Origin of the sequence: Fulvivirga lutea, assembly GCF_017068455.1 — a bacterium.
Lineage (GTDB): Bacteria > Bacteroidota > Bacteroidia > Cytophagales > Cyclobacteriaceae > Fulvivirga > Fulvivirga lutea.
In genome coordinates, this window is sequence record NZ_CP070608.1 from 2,965,954 (window position 1) to 2,981,139 (window position 15,186).

Annotated in this window: 10 protein-coding genes; 4 read left to right on the forward strand and 6 right to left on the reverse strand. The window is 36.4% G+C overall.

The features are described from left to right. Positions 1-52 precede the first annotated feature (52 nt). A complete protein-coding gene (locus JR347_RS13300; protein WP_205721083.1) occupies positions 53-1,360 on the forward strand; it encodes a sensor histidine kinase in 1,308 nt (435 codons plus the stop codon). Here JR347_RS13300 and JR347_RS13305 read toward each other — a convergent pair whose 3' ends face one another. Beyond that, positions 1,361-3,940, reverse strand: coding sequence for an ABC transporter permease (locus tag JR347_RS13305; RefSeq protein ID WP_205721084.1), 2,580 nt, complete (start codon positions 3,938-3,940; stop codon positions 1,361-1,363). It abuts the gene before it with no gap. Further along, positions 3,941-4,273, reverse strand: a complete 333-nt coding sequence (locus tag JR347_RS13310) for a PadR family transcriptional regulator (RefSeq protein WP_205721085.1) — start codon at positions 4,271-4,273, stop codon at positions 3,941-3,943. Between the two features lie 119 nt (positions 4,274-4,392). Here JR347_RS13310 and JR347_RS13315 point away from each other — a divergent pair, with 119 nt between their 5' ends. Together JR347_RS13315 and JR347_RS13320 are read left to right on the forward strand one after the other, a co-directional pair. Then, complete coding sequence (locus tag JR347_RS13315) at positions 4,393-5,145, forward strand: hypothetical protein (protein WP_205721086.1); 753 nt, start codon at positions 4,393-4,395, stop codon at positions 5,143-5,145. Between the two features lie 152 nt (positions 5,146-5,297). Beyond that, complete coding sequence (locus JR347_RS13320) at positions 5,298-7,448, forward strand: ATP-binding protein (RefSeq protein WP_205721087.1); 2,151 nt, start codon at positions 5,298-5,300, stop codon at positions 7,446-7,448. 7 nt (positions 7,449-7,455) lie between these two features. Here JR347_RS13320 and JR347_RS13325 read toward each other — a convergent pair whose 3' ends face one another. The 4 genes from JR347_RS13325 to JR347_RS13340 all read right to left on the reverse strand — a co-directional run bounded on the left by JR347_RS13325 (position 7,456) and on the right by JR347_RS13340 (position 14,274). After that, a complete protein-coding gene (locus JR347_RS13325; RefSeq protein ID WP_205721088.1) occupies positions 7,456-7,686 on the reverse strand; it encodes a hypothetical protein in 231 nt (76 codons plus the stop codon). Between the two features lie 152 nt (positions 7,687-7,838). Continuing rightward, positions 7,839-10,928 carry an ATP-binding cassette domain-containing protein gene (locus JR347_RS13330; protein ID WP_205721089.1) on the reverse strand — a complete coding sequence of 1,030 codons (3,090 nt, stop codon included), beginning with the start codon at positions 10,926-10,928 and terminating at the stop codon, positions 7,839-7,841. A gap of 89 nt (positions 10,929-11,017) precedes the next feature. Next, positions 11,018-13,555 (reverse strand): M1 family metallopeptidase, encoded by a 2,538-nt coding sequence (locus JR347_RS13335; RefSeq protein ID WP_205721090.1) that lies wholly within the window; start codon positions 13,553-13,555, stop codon positions 11,018-11,020. A 29-nt stretch (positions 13,556-13,584) separates the two neighbouring features. Continuing rightward, the gene (locus JR347_RS13340; protein ID WP_205721091.1) at positions 13,585-14,274 is read right to left on the reverse strand and encodes an SDR family NAD(P)-dependent oxidoreductase; all 690 of its coding nucleotides are present in this window, start codon (positions 14,272-14,274) and stop codon (positions 13,585-13,587) included. Positions 14,275-14,416: 142 nt separating this feature from the next. Between JR347_RS13340 and JR347_RS13345 the strand changes: the two genes are divergently transcribed. After that, on the forward strand, positions 14,417-15,169 hold the full coding sequence (locus tag JR347_RS13345) for an outer membrane lipoprotein-sorting protein (protein WP_205721092.1): 753 nt from the start codon (positions 14,417-14,419) through the stop codon (positions 15,167-15,169). Positions 15,170-15,186 lie beyond the last annotated feature (17 nt).

The following is a 15,186-nucleotide window of genomic DNA, read 5'->3' on the forward strand; positions in this document are numbered from 1 at the left end:
GTAACCAAATCAAATTTTGATATCCTTCCGATTAAACATCAGCCTGAAGATAGTGTTCATATCTATCTTACTTTTTTCAGGATTTTACGTGCTCACTCAAACCTATTTCTGGCTGGTTTCAATTTGGCTGTTTCTTGGAGCATTGATTATGCTGGTATCGCTGATTCACACGATAGAAAGGCACCAACGGGATCTTACTAATTTTTTAATTGGCATCAGTCAGAATGATTTTTCTATTTATTACAAAGGCAAAGGAAAAAATAAATTAGACAGAGAAATGCAAGCGGCCTTTTCAATCATTTCTGATAAGATGCTTGAGCTGAGAAAAATTAGTGAGGCTAATTACCACTTTTTAAAAGCTGTGGTTGAACATTCCTCCATAGCTATGCTTGGTTACGTAGAAAATACAGGCGAAATAACACTTTTAAATAATGCTGCCAAACAGATATTTGGTAGCCAATTCATTAAGAATATCAAGCAGTTAAACTCTATCGATTCGCATCTCTTTGAAACAATTAAGGGACTTGAAAGCGGGGATCGCTCCTTACTAAAACTTCAGCATGACAATGAGTTGGTCAACTTATCTATTAGTGCCAAGGAATTAAAACTGAATGATGAGATGTATAAACTCGTTTCATTGCAGAATATCAATGCTGAACTGGATGAAAAAGAACTAGAGTCGTGGCAGAAATTGATTCGTGTGTTAACTCATGAAATTAAAAACTCCGTTATCCCAATTTCTACTCTTACAGAGGTAATTAATCAGCTTATATTAGATTCAAATGGCAATCTAAAGGAATTAGCCTCTCTAGATGAAGAGGATAGTGAAGATGTGAAACAGGGGCTTAAAACAGTTGAAAAAAGAAGTAAAGGATTAGTGAAGTTTGTTAACTCATACAGTGAGTTTGCCAAAATACCGGAACCTAATTTAGAGAAAGTATCAATCAAAGTATTGTTTGATGATGTTACATCACTACTGAAAGAATCTTTTCAGAAAAACAAGGTTGAACTAGACATACAGTCTACTCCAGCAGAATTGTTAATTGACCATGAGCTGATAGAACAGGTGTTAATTAATCTTTTAAAAAATGCACTTGAAGCAGTAAAAGATATTCCTGACGCTACCGTAACGATGCAAAATTACATTACAGCTGATGGCCGCAATTCTATAACAATTACAGATAATGGCCCTGGAATTGATCAAAATACATTAGAGAATATTTTTGTTCCTTTTTTTACAACAAAAAAAGAAGGCTCAGGTATTGGCCTGAGCCTTTCAAAACAAATTATGCGAGCTCACAAGGGTTCTATTAAGCTGGTTCCTTTAGAAACAGGAACAAGAGCCACGCTAGAGTTTTAATTAATCTCCTCTTAAATTATTTACCGGATTGGCTTTTCCTACTTTGTACACCTGTCTAGCCACTGTTATGATAAACGAAAGCATAATAATGAGGATGGCAACTATAACTGGGTAAGCTGTCATTTGTGTTGTATCAGGGTAAACACTGGCTATGAGTTGGTTCATCATATAAACTCCAAATGGTGCCCCTATAATAAGTGCAACAACAAGCAGCCACATATATTCTTTGTTAATCAGTTTGATGATGTAAAATAAGTTAGCGCCAAGCACCTTTCTAATACTAAACTCTTTCATGCGTCTGCTAATATTATAAGCTACCAACCCATATAAGCCGATGCTTGCAATTATCAAGGTAACAACCGCCAGAAACGAAATGATAAGCATATTCATTTGATTCTCATCAAAAAAACTATCCATAATCTTGGCTTGATAAAATCCATCAAAAGGGTCGTCCGGTGCTAATTCCTTCCAATAACCTTTTAAATCTGACATCGCTTTCATTGATGCATTTTCTTGCGTTTTAAAGGTGATGTAGTTCGGTTCTTTATCATGCAAAGGTTTAAATAGCATCGGGGACATGCCTCCATAATAATCACTAATTACAACATCCTTTACCACTCCTATCACATCGTATCTCGTAGAGTCAATAACCAAATGTTCTCGTAGTGGAGCATCCCAGCCCATTTTTCTCACTAATTTTTCATTAATAATTATTTTTTGATAATCACCCTTCTCATTAAAAGGTCTTCCTTCCAGTATTTCTAGCCCCATTACATCTACATAATTATGATCAATTTCATAACTATTGGTTTGGACGGTTGTCTCACCATATCGGGCAGAAATTAAGGGGTTATATGGACCAATATGTCCAAAAGATTTTGCCGCCTGCTGCACTGAAGAATTAGACACTATTTTGTTGTACAGTGCTTCTGAAGTACTATTTTTTACAGTAGGTGTTGAAATGATATCATTAGGAGTATAACCCCAATCGGCATTGGCCAACTGCAAACTGGCATCGGTAAAAACAAAACTTCCAACAATGGTAAAAAAAGCGATCACAAATTGAAATGTGAGTAATATTCTGCTCAACCATGATTTTCTACCAAACTTTTGCGACCCTCTAAAAATACTTATTGGCTGAAATTTTGAAATAAATAACGCAGGGTATAATCCAGACAATAAACCCAACCCAATTAAAAGGCCTGCATAAAGCAGTACATTATTCAGCATATTGTAGGACGAAAAAGGTATTTCAACAGGCATAGCCATATTAAACCCCGGCAACAGAAAAAAGTAGCTTAAGAATGTACCTATTATAACCGCAATGAGACATACTAAAATATTTTCAATAATAAATTGCCTCATAATCATCCCTCTGCTGCCGCCTAATACTTTTCTCATAGCAATTTCCTTGAGCCTTTTACTTGCTGAGCTTACAGAAATGTTAATGTAATTTGAACAGGCCAGTAGTAAAAGAAGAATAGAAGTAACACCGAGCGCTATTCTACCTGCCGGATGCCCACCGCCCATTATGCTACCAACAATTTCATAGTTAATATCCAAAACATGGTTATAAGATAGCAAACTGGAGCTAATTACTTTCTTATTGGCTTGTACATTATTTTGCTCTTCAACTGTGGCCTTTAAAATATCATTCGCTGCTGTTGGTCCTGCACCATCATGTACCATCACAAATATGGCATCTGTATCGTACGAAAGTGATTCATACTCTTCTGGCCTTAATTCTTTAAATACATCGATGGATATAATTACATTAGGATTAAAGCTGTGTCTTGGTGGCGTTTTGTCCAACACACCGCCAATTTGAAATGCTAAAATTTTATCATCCTTAAACTTGATTGATACTTGTTTACCTATTGGGTTGGTTTGTCCAAAATACTTCTGAGCTATTCTATCACTGATTATGATTTTAGACTTTTCTGAAAGAGCATCAGGTTCCATTTGTTTTGTTGGAAAGCTGAAAATTTCTTTAAAATCAGGATCAACAAAATGGATAAACTCACTAAAAACATTGTCTTCATAACGCATGTTTCCATTGCCATATTCTATTCTTGTAACCTTCTCAACATCTGCAATATCCCTTAATTTGCTTTCTAAGGTTATGGGTACATCACTGTATTTCTGATGATGTCCATTGTCATTAACTACATTAATTACTTGATAAATTCTTTCTTTATTTAAATGAAAAGCATCCATTCCAATAAAGTAATCGATGCAAAAGAAGGTGGTAATGGCGCAACCTACGGCTAATGATAACCCTAGAACGCTTATTGTGGTGGTAACTTTATCCTTAAGTAAGTTACGATAACCAGTTTTAAAATAATTTCCGAGCATAATTGTGTTGTTTAAATAGTTATTTTGAGTTGTTGTTCTTTTAATCGTTGACCAGCGAAAGAACCTGATGACATCCCAGACAAAAAGGCGCTTTGCTCTTGCAGTATTCTGTTCTAATCGTTTCTCAAAGAGTTCATATACATCCCCTTGTATTTCCTCGAGTAGTTCAGGATTACAATACCATGCTAGAAACTTATCGGCCCATTTTGGTGGTGTAACTTTCATTTATCCAATGTTGAATGAAACCTTTGGAATCTGATTGTATAATTGTGATCTTACTTCCATAGACTCATCTAAGGCCTTTTTACCCAGGTTGGTTAAATTGAATATTCGTTTTCTCCTTCCACCCCTTTCAGCAGTAGCACCACCCATTTTCGATTTCACCATTCCTTTTTTTTCTAACCTTTTCAACACGGAGTGCACGGCACTTATATTGAGAGATCTTCCGGTTTGCCGTTCAATTTCTTCCATGATACTAACACCATAAGATTCTTCAAAAAGCGCACCTACAGTTAGCAAAACCAATTCTTCAAGTTCGCCTATGTGATTTCCTTTCATAGCTTTTGATTTGTTATACAAACGTGAATCTAATTTATATGTTTCACTTTTGTATAATTTACCTTATTATAATTTTCAGTATCAATCACTTACATTTGAACCAATAAAATTATAATCCTATGAAATTGAACAAGCTATTTTATTTTTTACTGGCATTTACCATTGTATTAGCAGGTTGTAATGACGATGATGACTCTACACCTTCTCAGTCGCTAGAAAATGCAGAATTAAGTTTCTCTGCCTCAGACACTCCCATTGAGTTGCCTGCTGCGATGCTAGCATCAGATGATCCGAATGCTCAATTAGCAGTTGGCTATGTGCAACAAATCAACGGCTTATCAACACAACTATCTTTGTTTGAGGTTCCTGCGGGAGCAACAAAATCAACCACACCAATAGGAAAGAAAGGTGCTGAAAACGGAAGAACTGAAGAAGATTATTTAGTTTATACCTTCACTGATGGTGATTACTCAGTTGCCTACCAAATTTCTGAAACAACAACACATTATGTATTTGAACTTTTTTGGAAGTTTACTCCAGAGTCTGACTATGTAAAAATTGTGAAGGCACAAGAATCTAAATTAATTCGAGAAGGTTTCTTGGAATATTACACAGGTCAGGCCGAGAGCGAATTTGTGTTTAGGTATGAATGGTTCGAAGACCCTGATGGAGTATTGTATTTTGATTTATTAACATCTGATGATGAATTTAGAATTAATGCAATTATAAATCCAAATAACTCTGGTACAATTGATTACTATATAAATGGAGTGATTTTCTATGAAATTTCATGGAATGCGGATGGCAGCGGGTCTTGGAGAAGTTATGATTTTGAAGGGAATCTATCTGAAACTGGTGAATGGACCGTATAATCCATTAAAACATAAATTTAGAAGGAGGCCTTTAGCCTCCTTTTTTTATATATTAACTTTCAGTGATATTGATTGATCTAAAAGTTCATATTCCCACCCCGGTTTGGATAACTAATTATACATGATTAAATTATCCTATTAATTCTTCCTAAATGCGTTTAATCGCCTTTACATTACTTTTCATAACCTTTGGCTGTTCTACCATCGCACAGTCCTTAGATTCTGTTGCCATCAAGAACTTTGGTACCGGAGACTATAAAGCGGCTTCTGCCAACTACTCTGTAGTAATGGATGAAATGGGAGTGCTTTATTTCGCAAACGAAAATGGAATTCTTAAGTATGATGGTAGTGAATGGGAACTAATACCCATAGTCAATTTTGGTGGCGTCTATTCCATTAATATTAGTGACGATGGTAAATTTTATGTAGGTGGCATTAATGAATATGGCTACCTCGAACGTGATTCTTCTGATGGCTTTACATATCATTCACTAAGAAGTTCATTAACAAAGCAACATGAGTTTGGGGCATTCTGGCAGATAGAAACTGTCGGACAGGACGTTTACTTTGCCTCCTATGAAGGAATAGTGAAGTATGATGGCGAAGGTTCAAAGCATATCGACATTAATAATAGCGGAATATTTGTGCTGAACAACGAAGTAATAGCTTCAAAATTTAATGAATACTTATATAAAGTAAAGGGAGATACAACTGAGCTTCTTAATAATCAATTTAAGTGGAAGGAAGACAATGTTTATTCTGCATTAAAAAGTTTAACTGATGAATCCTATGTGTTTGCAACTTCTGAAAATGGCTTGTTTAAGTACTTTCCCCAAAAGAATGAAATGGTTCAGTTTGAATCCTCTGATGACGAGTATCTAAAAAAATATGGTATTTATGATGCACACATTTTTAGGGATAGCTTGTATGCCTTTTCATCCTGGAGCGGAGGACTAATCATCATGGATAAGTATGGTAAAATCTTATCAAAAATTGATAAATCACAAGGAATGCAAAGCAATGCACTGCACGACTTTGTAGTGGATAAAAGAGGCCATGTATGGGCAGGTAGACCAACAGGAATCAGCTATATACAATGGTCAACTGATTTTGTTCAAGTAGGGTATGTCCCAAAAACCTATATCACTAAAGTAAGATCAAAGTATGACCTCGATGACAATTTAAGGTCTTTAGAGTTTCACTTCGCCACGCCCGGATATGACAAATCAGATTTACAGTATTCGTACTATTTGGATGGATATGATCAGGGATTTGGTGATTGGGTAAGCGATGTTAAGAAAGAATACACTAACCTTGATGGTGGTGAATATGCCTTTAAAGTAAAGGCTAAGTTGCCTGACGGGTCATCAACTCAAATGCAGGTACATTCTTTTAAGATACCCATCCCCTGGTATAAGACTAAATTATTCATCTTCCTGGCAGTTCTTGCCATCTCAGCATTGATTTTTGTGATTTTTAGATTTAGAACCAAGCGGCTAAAACTTCTTAACAAACGCCTCGAAAGAATTATTAATAACCGTACCCAAGAACTAATACAGCAAAGGGAACAACTAAGGCAAGCCAATGATGAATTAATTATCACCAATACCGAATTAGACAATTTTGTTTATCGCTCTTCGCATGACTTAGTTGCACCATTAAAGTCCTTAAAAGGTTTAATCAATCTGGCCAGAGCCGAAGAGCCAAATGAAAGGCAAAGTGAATACCTAAAAATGATGAATTCGAGTGTAGCCAAACTTGAAGATTTCATTAAGAGTATAATGGAATACTCAATAAACTCTAAGCGTGAAGTGGTAAAAAATGATGTTTTATTGGACGGCATCATCGAAGGCATTTGTCAGGACCTAAAGTATTACGACAATGCCGATAGGGTGACATTTTATAGGAATTATGATAAGGATCTAACGATTAAGTCAGATGAAAGTCGATTGAAAATTGTACTTAGCAACCTAATTACAAATTGCATTAAGTACCATAATTACGATCAGGACGCACCCAAAATTGAGGTAAATGTTGATCTCAATTACCCTAAAGGTATTTCAACAATAGAAATTGTAGACAATGGTATGGGCATAGATAAAGAGCATTTGGACAAAATTTTCAATATGTTCTTCAGAGCCTCCAGCGATAAGGCCGAAGGGTCTGGCCTTGGGTTATATATTGTGAAGGATACAGTGACCAAAATTGGCGGTCAAATAGATGTAGACTCTGAAATTGGAAAGGGTACGGTATTCAAGGTTACGTTATATGACTCCTTAGAAGTGGTGCACGAGAAGGCATAATACTACTTTACTTCTTCTTTAATTCATCTAATTGCTTAGCAACATTTTCAAGTAACTCCTGACCGTCAGAATCGAGCTGCGATGAAATTGATTTTGCTTTCAGGTAATTAAAGACTTTTTTTAAAGTAACATGAATGGGATTTTCAGGCTCACCTTGCTTCTCTTTTAAAGATTTGTCCAACTCCTCCTTCAGTTTATTGAAGTGGGTTTGGAGCATTAAATCAGACATGGATTTCATTGATGAAAAAGTTTATCTGAAAATTGATTAGTCAAAAAAATAGTTACTACCAACTCACCAAAAGGTGCCCTGGCAATAAATAAAGTATACTAATTTAACAATTTTTGAGAAATAATCGATTGAGAGCTCTTTAGGCTATTTTTAGGATAAACTTAGCCCCCTAACCTTGTTTTTTTATCGGTAACTTTTTTGATTAATCTTTTTAGCGCATCGAAATAAAGTGTAACAAATAAGGTGATGGTCATCAACCAGATTACCACTATATTGAATTTAAACGTATCGAAGTACATGCCTGCAAAATGTTTTACAGGCACATAGAATTTCGCTCTAAAGTCAAGAAAATGGTCAGGCTTATGGTCAGTATAATAAATTGGGTAAATTTTCCTAACCAGCCTGTTATCTAACTCAATTACTCTAAATTCTGATGTATTGTTAAGCAAGGCGGTAACAATAGCTTCATTTTGATAGGTAAATTTCATGGTACTCAAAGAATCCAGACCATCTTCTGACGAATTAAATTGAGCCAAAATAGCAGCCTTTTCTTGTTCAGCTTCAACAAACTGATTAGTGTACATTTTCTTTAATTTCGCCAAGAAATCTTTTGTATCATTATAAGTAGCTGAATCAAAACGCTCAATAACCAATCTATCTAACTTCTTGAATTTATCGTCTCCTACCCGCTCCAATTCGCTAGCCACTTCATTTCGAACTATCTCCAACGATTTTCTAATGTCAACTGCCATGTCCGCATTTAGCTTATAACGCATATTTACAAATGCATTAGAAAGCTCAGATTCAATTCGGGGTATATAATATAACTTCTTATACTCAGCATCTGCAGCCTTCTTATCAACTTCGTAAAATAGCTTTTCGTAAGGATTATCCTTGTATTGAGTGACAAGTGCAGCTTCAAATGCCCAGCGAGAAGCCATCATCTCTCCTACTATCGGCACACCATCCATGGTGCTTACGGCAGGATTAAACTTATCGAAGTTAATCACAACACCGCTTAGCAGTAACTGTGGTATTAAAAGCAATGGGATAAGAATGTAAATGGTAACAGCTGAATTAAAGGAGGCAGAAATATTTAAGCCAAGCATATTCGAAAAGCACGAACAGCTGAACAAGATCATCCAGAAAGACAAGCCCATATCCTTCAAACCAAGAATAAAGTTTCCAATGATCACAAATGAGCCTGTCTGTATAGCAGATAGGGCAAACAGTATCAAGATTTTTGAAAGTAAATAACTGCCTTTACTAAGATTTAAGAAGCGCTCTCGCTTCAGTATCTTCCTGTCTCTAAATATTTCTTCGGCACTAACCGTTAAACCCATAAAAAGAGCAACGATAATACTCATGAAGAAATAGACAGGAATGTTATCATTCTCGTAGAATGAATAATGCGGATTATCTCTTTCGATAGTGGCATAATACCGCACTAAAAACGTCATAAAAATGGCAAGAATAGGCGCTTGAACCAGGTTAATGATCAAATACTGCTTGTCGCTAAGTTTTGAAAGCAAATCTCTGATTGAGAATACTTTTAGCTGTTTAAAGAAGTTAGGAATCTTCTGAGAGACCTTTATTCGCTCTTTCGTATGCTCTATTTTCTTCGGTTTATTATTCTCCCTGAAGTATTGGTACCATTGCCCCGGAGATATCTTTCGGGTGTTGGTTAGCCTCCCAAATTCATTCACCACCTTGGTTTCGATGATACTGAAAATCTGTTCTGGATTAATATTGCCACATTCAGGACAAGCATTTTGCTTTCGATTAGCAGCATTGACCACATTCTTGAAGTAAGTGATTGCTTCAACAGGGTTGCCATAATAAATCTGAAATCCACCGGAATCGAGTATCAATAGATCGTCAAACATTTTAAAAATATCTGACGATGGCTGGTGTATCACCACAAAAACCAGCTTGCCTCTTAGGGATAATTCCTTCAAAAGATCCATGATATTCTCAGAATCCTGCGATGATAAACCCGATGTTGGTTCATCTACATATAATACACTGGGCTCACGAAGTAGCTCTAAGCCAATATTTACTCGCTTTCTTTGTCCGCCACTAATGGTTTTGTCGAGCGGAGAGCCTACTTTTAAATGCTTAATTTCATGTAAGCCAAGGTTCAATAAAACCTTATCAACGAGTTCTTCTGTTTCTTCTTCGGAATACTGACTAAAGCACAATCTGGCCGCATAATATAGGTTTTGCGCTACAGAAAGTTCTTCCATCAGAAGGTCGTCCTGTGGGATATAACCTATCACACCTTCAACCAATTCGGGTGTATCATGAATATTAATATTATTAATAAGCACTCTACCGCCAGAAGGCATCTCATTACCATTAATAACGTTGAGCAAAGTAGATTTTCCGGAGCCACTGGCACCCATGATACCAATAAGTTTCCCACCGTTAACATTGAAGTTTACATTTTGCAGTCCGGCCCTACCGCTTTTAAAATGATAAAAGAGGTGTTCCGCACTGAACGTTATATTAATCTTATGTCTGGAGTGAAGGAATCTGCTGACAACATCGCTGTAGTAAATGGTATCAATCTTATCTCCCCGAATGGTGCTACCAGTAGGAAATATTTCTATTTTTCTACTCTTTAACGCAATACCATTAAGATATAACGTGCTGATACCTAAATACTTAATGAAGTAAGTTTCAATATCAGCTAATCGAAATATTGAAATTAGGCCGGTTAAATGCTTAGATACTATTCTCGGACCTTTCGTATGATATTCTCCAGATCCCTCATCAATAATTAGTATGTCTTTAGAGGATAACTCTTCCAAATCTTCACCAACCACAAACGTTTTTAAGGCACCTATATTTTTACGGGTAATTTTTAAAGCCTCACCAATGTAAAAAATCAGATTCTCCTGTCGCTCAGATATCTCATGATCGGCATATACCAGCTCAATAATTTTAGCCACTAACACAACCTTTTGCTGAGCTGTAAGGGCAAGGTTTACCTGTTTCGCAATGGCCATAATTTTTGACCAGTCTTCAACAAAGGCTAAAGTATCATCATCGAGGTCATCTAAGTCCTCATTTTCCTTAACATTCTCACGGCAGTGATTATCGAATAACTGAAGGTAATACGGTATTGCATCCTGATTAAGATGAACTGATAGGAATTCCTTAATATTTGCTCTCTCATCTTCCGTTACCCGTTCTTTTGCTACTATGGCAAATAACTGGATAATGGCCTTCAGTAATTCTTCGCTCATTTATTGTCAGTTATCTTCTATTGTTTTTAAAGACAAGGCCAAATAATAAAAGGTTGTCCATTGATACAATTAAACTAGTGGTTAATTTACTAATTATTGCTATCAGTAAAATGATTATTTGACCGAAACAGTAAATCGCTTGACTGAAGCAGCTTGTTTTTTAGGTCTTGCGGCATATTATGATTTTGATAAAGAAAATTCTTAACCACTTCATAAGCCTCTTCAGAATTGTGCCCCTGAAATACTGCATCTAACCATCGTTTGGGAAAGAAGATATCACCAGTTAGTTTAATCTCCTCCAGTAATTCCAAACTAGCCTCCAACTGATTGATTGATTGATCCTGCATCAATGGGTGATTAAATAGGCGTAAGGATTCTAATACCCACTCTTCATTCTCCCTGTTTTCCGGTTGTTTGAGGCTATTAAAAAATTGTAGTCTTTCGTCAGGATCGGTTGTAATTGCCTGCCGTACAAACTGAAATCTTGCTAATTCATCCGGGTTGTCCAATTCAGTTTCATGGTAATTTAAAATGGAATCTGCCTTTTCTTCATTTCTCATTGAAAGCTGGTAAGCTAACTGCGTTTGATCAGATTTACTGAGGTTGTAATCTTCCAACTCAAGATTTCCATTCCATATGTTGTAAAGTACCTGCCAGGCTTGCTCCGACTCAAATACTTTACAAAGTGCATGGAACATCGTACTTCTGGCCCCGGCTTCTGTTCTGTTAACAATACCATTTAGTAAGACCCCTTCTAAGCTTGGAGATATTGCCTTGCGCTCTTTTTCAGTAAGAAACTGCCAATAAAGTATCTCTATGCTTTCACAGAGGTAGTTGAGGACAATCTGTTCATTTTCAATCGACAGGTTTCTGATCATGGTTTTTAATACGTTCATTCTGTCAATATTTCCTCTAATCGCTCCCTCGTAAAAATTCATCCAAATTGCACTGCGTTGAATAGGATTAGACATTGAGTCCACCTTATTCATATAATGAACTGCACTAGCCGAGTCAATCTTAAAATACCCATACCCCAAACTATTACTATTGGGTAGTAAGTGATTAACTGTACCTACATCTGTAACCACATGATAATTATCGAAATAGATAGTGTGGGTGGCTGAATCGTTAATCAAAGAAGTGAGTGATTGGTGCCAGTACTTGCGTGTATTATTATTCTGATGAAAGAATATAAGCCCCTTACTTCCCTTTCTATAATCTACAGCAGGCATTCCTTCTCGCTCAACCCAATCTTTATTCCATTGCTTTAAGTCCTTATCCGTTTGGTCAGCAAGAATAGTGATTAGTTGATCCCATGTGGCATTGCCAAATGAGTAAGTAGCTAAATATGTGCGAATGCCATTTTGAAACTCTTCCTCCCCCATAATTCTTTCCAATTTATCCATAACAATTGGAGCCTTTTGGTAGATAATATTTCCATAGAGAAAACCCGCATTTTTTAAGTTATCAAGATTCTGACTTATCGGATGGGTTCCTAAAGTGCGATCTACCTCATAAGCTTTTGGGTAGTGCGACAAGATAAACTGTAGTTCGTGGTTAATTTCGGAAAATGAAGGTGCAATGATCTTTGCAGCCATGAAGTTGGCAAATACTTCTTTTAGCCAGACATCGTCAAACCATTTCATGGTCACCAAATTGCCAAACCACATGTGAGCTACTTCATGCGCAATTAACCGCGCTCTGTTAAGCTTCTGTACGTCCGATGCATTTTCATCTAAAAACAACGAAGATGCCTTATAAAAAATAGCACCCGGATGCTCCATACCATTGTATTGAAATGCAGGCAACAAGACATAATCTAGTTTATTAAACGAGTAATCAATGCCAGTATAATTTTCTAGCCATAACTGTGATTTGGCATGCCAATCGAAAATAGCATTTAAGTTCTTGGCCACTTTAGCTGAGTCAGTTTCTCTATGGTACAATCTTGTTTCTCTACCATTTAACTCAACCTTTTCCACCTTAAACTCACCCGCAGCAAAAGCAAAAAGATAGGAGCTGATAGGCAGTGTCTTCTCAAATGTATAGTGCAACTTCTCTCCTGCCTTTTTCTGATTAATTACTTTTGAATTAGCCACAGCCTTCCAGTAAGATGGAATTGTTAATTCAAGCGAATATTTGGCTTTAATGTCTGGCTGATCGAAAAGTGGAAAGCACGTAGCTGCTCTGTCAGGAACAAATAAGGTGTAAAGAAAATCCTCTTTTCTATTGAGTGATAAATCACCAGCAATAAACTCAATGTCAATCTTATTACGCTCATTGATGTATTTGCCTTCAATAACAACGTGCTCATTGATGTAGTCAAATGGAACATTGGTATTATCAATTTTTACCGAAAGAACACTACTGTCATTGGTATTGAAGTCGAGAATAAGATCTTCAGAGCTCGGCTCAGAATCGAAATTAATGGAAACCTTACCTTTTATTTCCTTTTCCTTATTTGCCGGTATATCAAATGATAAATGGTATTCGACATTTGAAATTTGGCTTTTACGCAATGCTGCTAGTTCCTTAGAAACTCCAGCATCCAGCAACGTACTATTGTCACTGCATGACGTTAGAATAAAAAATGAAGCAAGGGATAAAATGAATCCGAACCTAAACATCTCATAAACTTAATGAGATTGGTTCAATTTTATAACATTCTTAATGTAGACATACCACCGTCTACACCAATCACTTGTCCGGTAATCCAACTTGATTTATCGCTCAGTAAAAACTCGGCTATGTTAGCGATATCCTCAGCCTCACCTACTCTTTTTAGAGGATGCCTCTCACCAGATTTTTCCTTCTTATCACTGGAGGATAAGATTTTGGATGCAAGTGGCGTATCTGTCACTGATGGGGCAATAATATTGACCCGCACAGAGGGAGCTAATTCCGCTGCCAAAGATTTTCCAAAACCTTCAATAGCCCCTTTAGCTGCAGCCACAGATGTATGGAAAGGCATACCTTGTGTTACAGCCACAGTACTAAATAAAACAATAGACGCCTGAGTTGATTTTTTGAGTTTGCCTAAATTGGCCTGTATCGTTTTTACCGCTCCTAAGAGGTTAATATTTATATCAGATTCAAAATCCTCAATGGATAATCTGTTAAATGGTTTTAAGTTAATTGAACCGGGGCAGTAAACCAACCCATCCAATTGATCGCCTTCATATTCAAACACCTCTTTTGTAACATCTGACTTAACATGATTAACATCACTTGCAAGCTCATCACTGGATTCTCTACTGACAACTGTAACCTTGTTTGTTTTGGCCAAAGCATTTGCCAGACTTAACCCTATACCTTTTGTTCCTCCGATAATTAATATATTGCTCATGCCATCTTAACCAATCAAAGAAGCATTTGTTCACATCCATATTTGTTAAAATATCCTAATAAATAACCATTCATTAAATTTTGTAATAATTTTCAGCTTGTTGTTACTAACATTGGAAAGTATTAACCCAAACAAATTAAAAATGAAAAAAATAACTCTTTTTGTAATAGGACTTTTTGTTGCAGGAATGGCAACAGCCCAAACTGCCAACGAAATTGTAGATGGCTACATAGAAGCTACTGGTGGTTATGAAGCATGGGACAATATCAAAAACCTAAAGATTAAAGCGAAAGTAAATCAAGGCGGTTTAGAAATCCCTATTGAAGTAGTAAACATGAAAGATGGAAGGCAGTATACTAAATTTACCGTTCAAGGTAATGACTTTATGCAAGGTGTATTTGATGGTGAAACACTTTGGAGTACAAACTTCCAATCAACTAAACCAGAAAAAGCTGATGCTGAATCTACAGCTAACCAAAAATTAGAAGCTAATGACTTTCCAAGCGACCTTTTTAATTACGAAGACAAAGGTTATACACTGGAATTAGAAGGTGAGGAAACCATTGAAGGAACCGAAGCATACAAGTTAAAACTTACGAAAGAGCCAATCACTGTTGATGGTGAAGAAGTAGAAGACGTGGTATATTTCTTCTTCGACAAAGAAAGTAACGTGCTTTTAGCGCAAGAAGAATCTATTGTTAGAGGTCCTCAAAAAGGAGCTATTGCACAAACTGTATTTAGTGATTATGACGAAGTGGAAGGCGTTTACTTCCCTTTCTCAATCAGCCAGGGAATTAAAGGTGTAGGCATGCAGCCTTTAATAATCGATAGTATCGAAGCAAATGTAGAAATTGATGAGACTATGTTTGCTTTCCCAGAAGAAGCTGGAGAATAATCAATAATTTCTAAGGC

What these genes read in the sequence shown, in the direction of transcription:
- JR347_RS13340 (WP_205721091.1), bottom strand. Translation starts at nt 14,274, where the DNA reads ATGAGCAATATATTAATTATCGGAGGAACAAAAGGTATAGGGTTAAGT.
- JR347_RS13330 (WP_205721089.1), bottom strand. Translation starts at nt 10,928, where the DNA reads ATGAGCGAAGAATTACTGAAGGCCATTATCCAGTTATTTGCCATAGTA.
- JR347_RS13305 (WP_205721084.1), bottom strand. Translation starts at nt 3,940, where the DNA reads ATGAAAGTTACACCACCAAAATGGGCCGATAAGTTTCTAGCATGGTAT.
- JR347_RS13345 (WP_205721092.1), top strand. Translation starts at nt 14,417, where the DNA reads ATGAAAAAAATAACTCTTTTTGTAATAGGACTTTTTGTTGCAGGAATG.
- JR347_RS13335 (WP_205721090.1), bottom strand. Translation starts at nt 13,555, where the DNA reads ATGTTTAGGTTCGGATTCATTTTATCCCTTGCTTCATTTTTTATTCTA.
- JR347_RS13310 (WP_205721085.1), bottom strand. Translation starts at nt 4,273, where the DNA reads ATGAAAGGAAATCACATAGGCGAACTTGAAGAATTGGTTTTGCTAACT.
- JR347_RS13320 (WP_205721087.1), top strand. Translation starts at nt 5,298, where the DNA reads ATGCGTTTAATCGCCTTTACATTACTTTTCATAACCTTTGGCTGTTCT.
- JR347_RS13325 (WP_205721088.1), bottom strand. Translation starts at nt 7,686, where the DNA reads ATGAAATCCATGTCTGATTTAATGCTCCAAACCCACTTCAATAAACTG.
- JR347_RS13315 (WP_205721086.1), top strand. Translation starts at nt 4,393, where the DNA reads ATGAAATTGAACAAGCTATTTTATTTTTTACTGGCATTTACCATTGTA.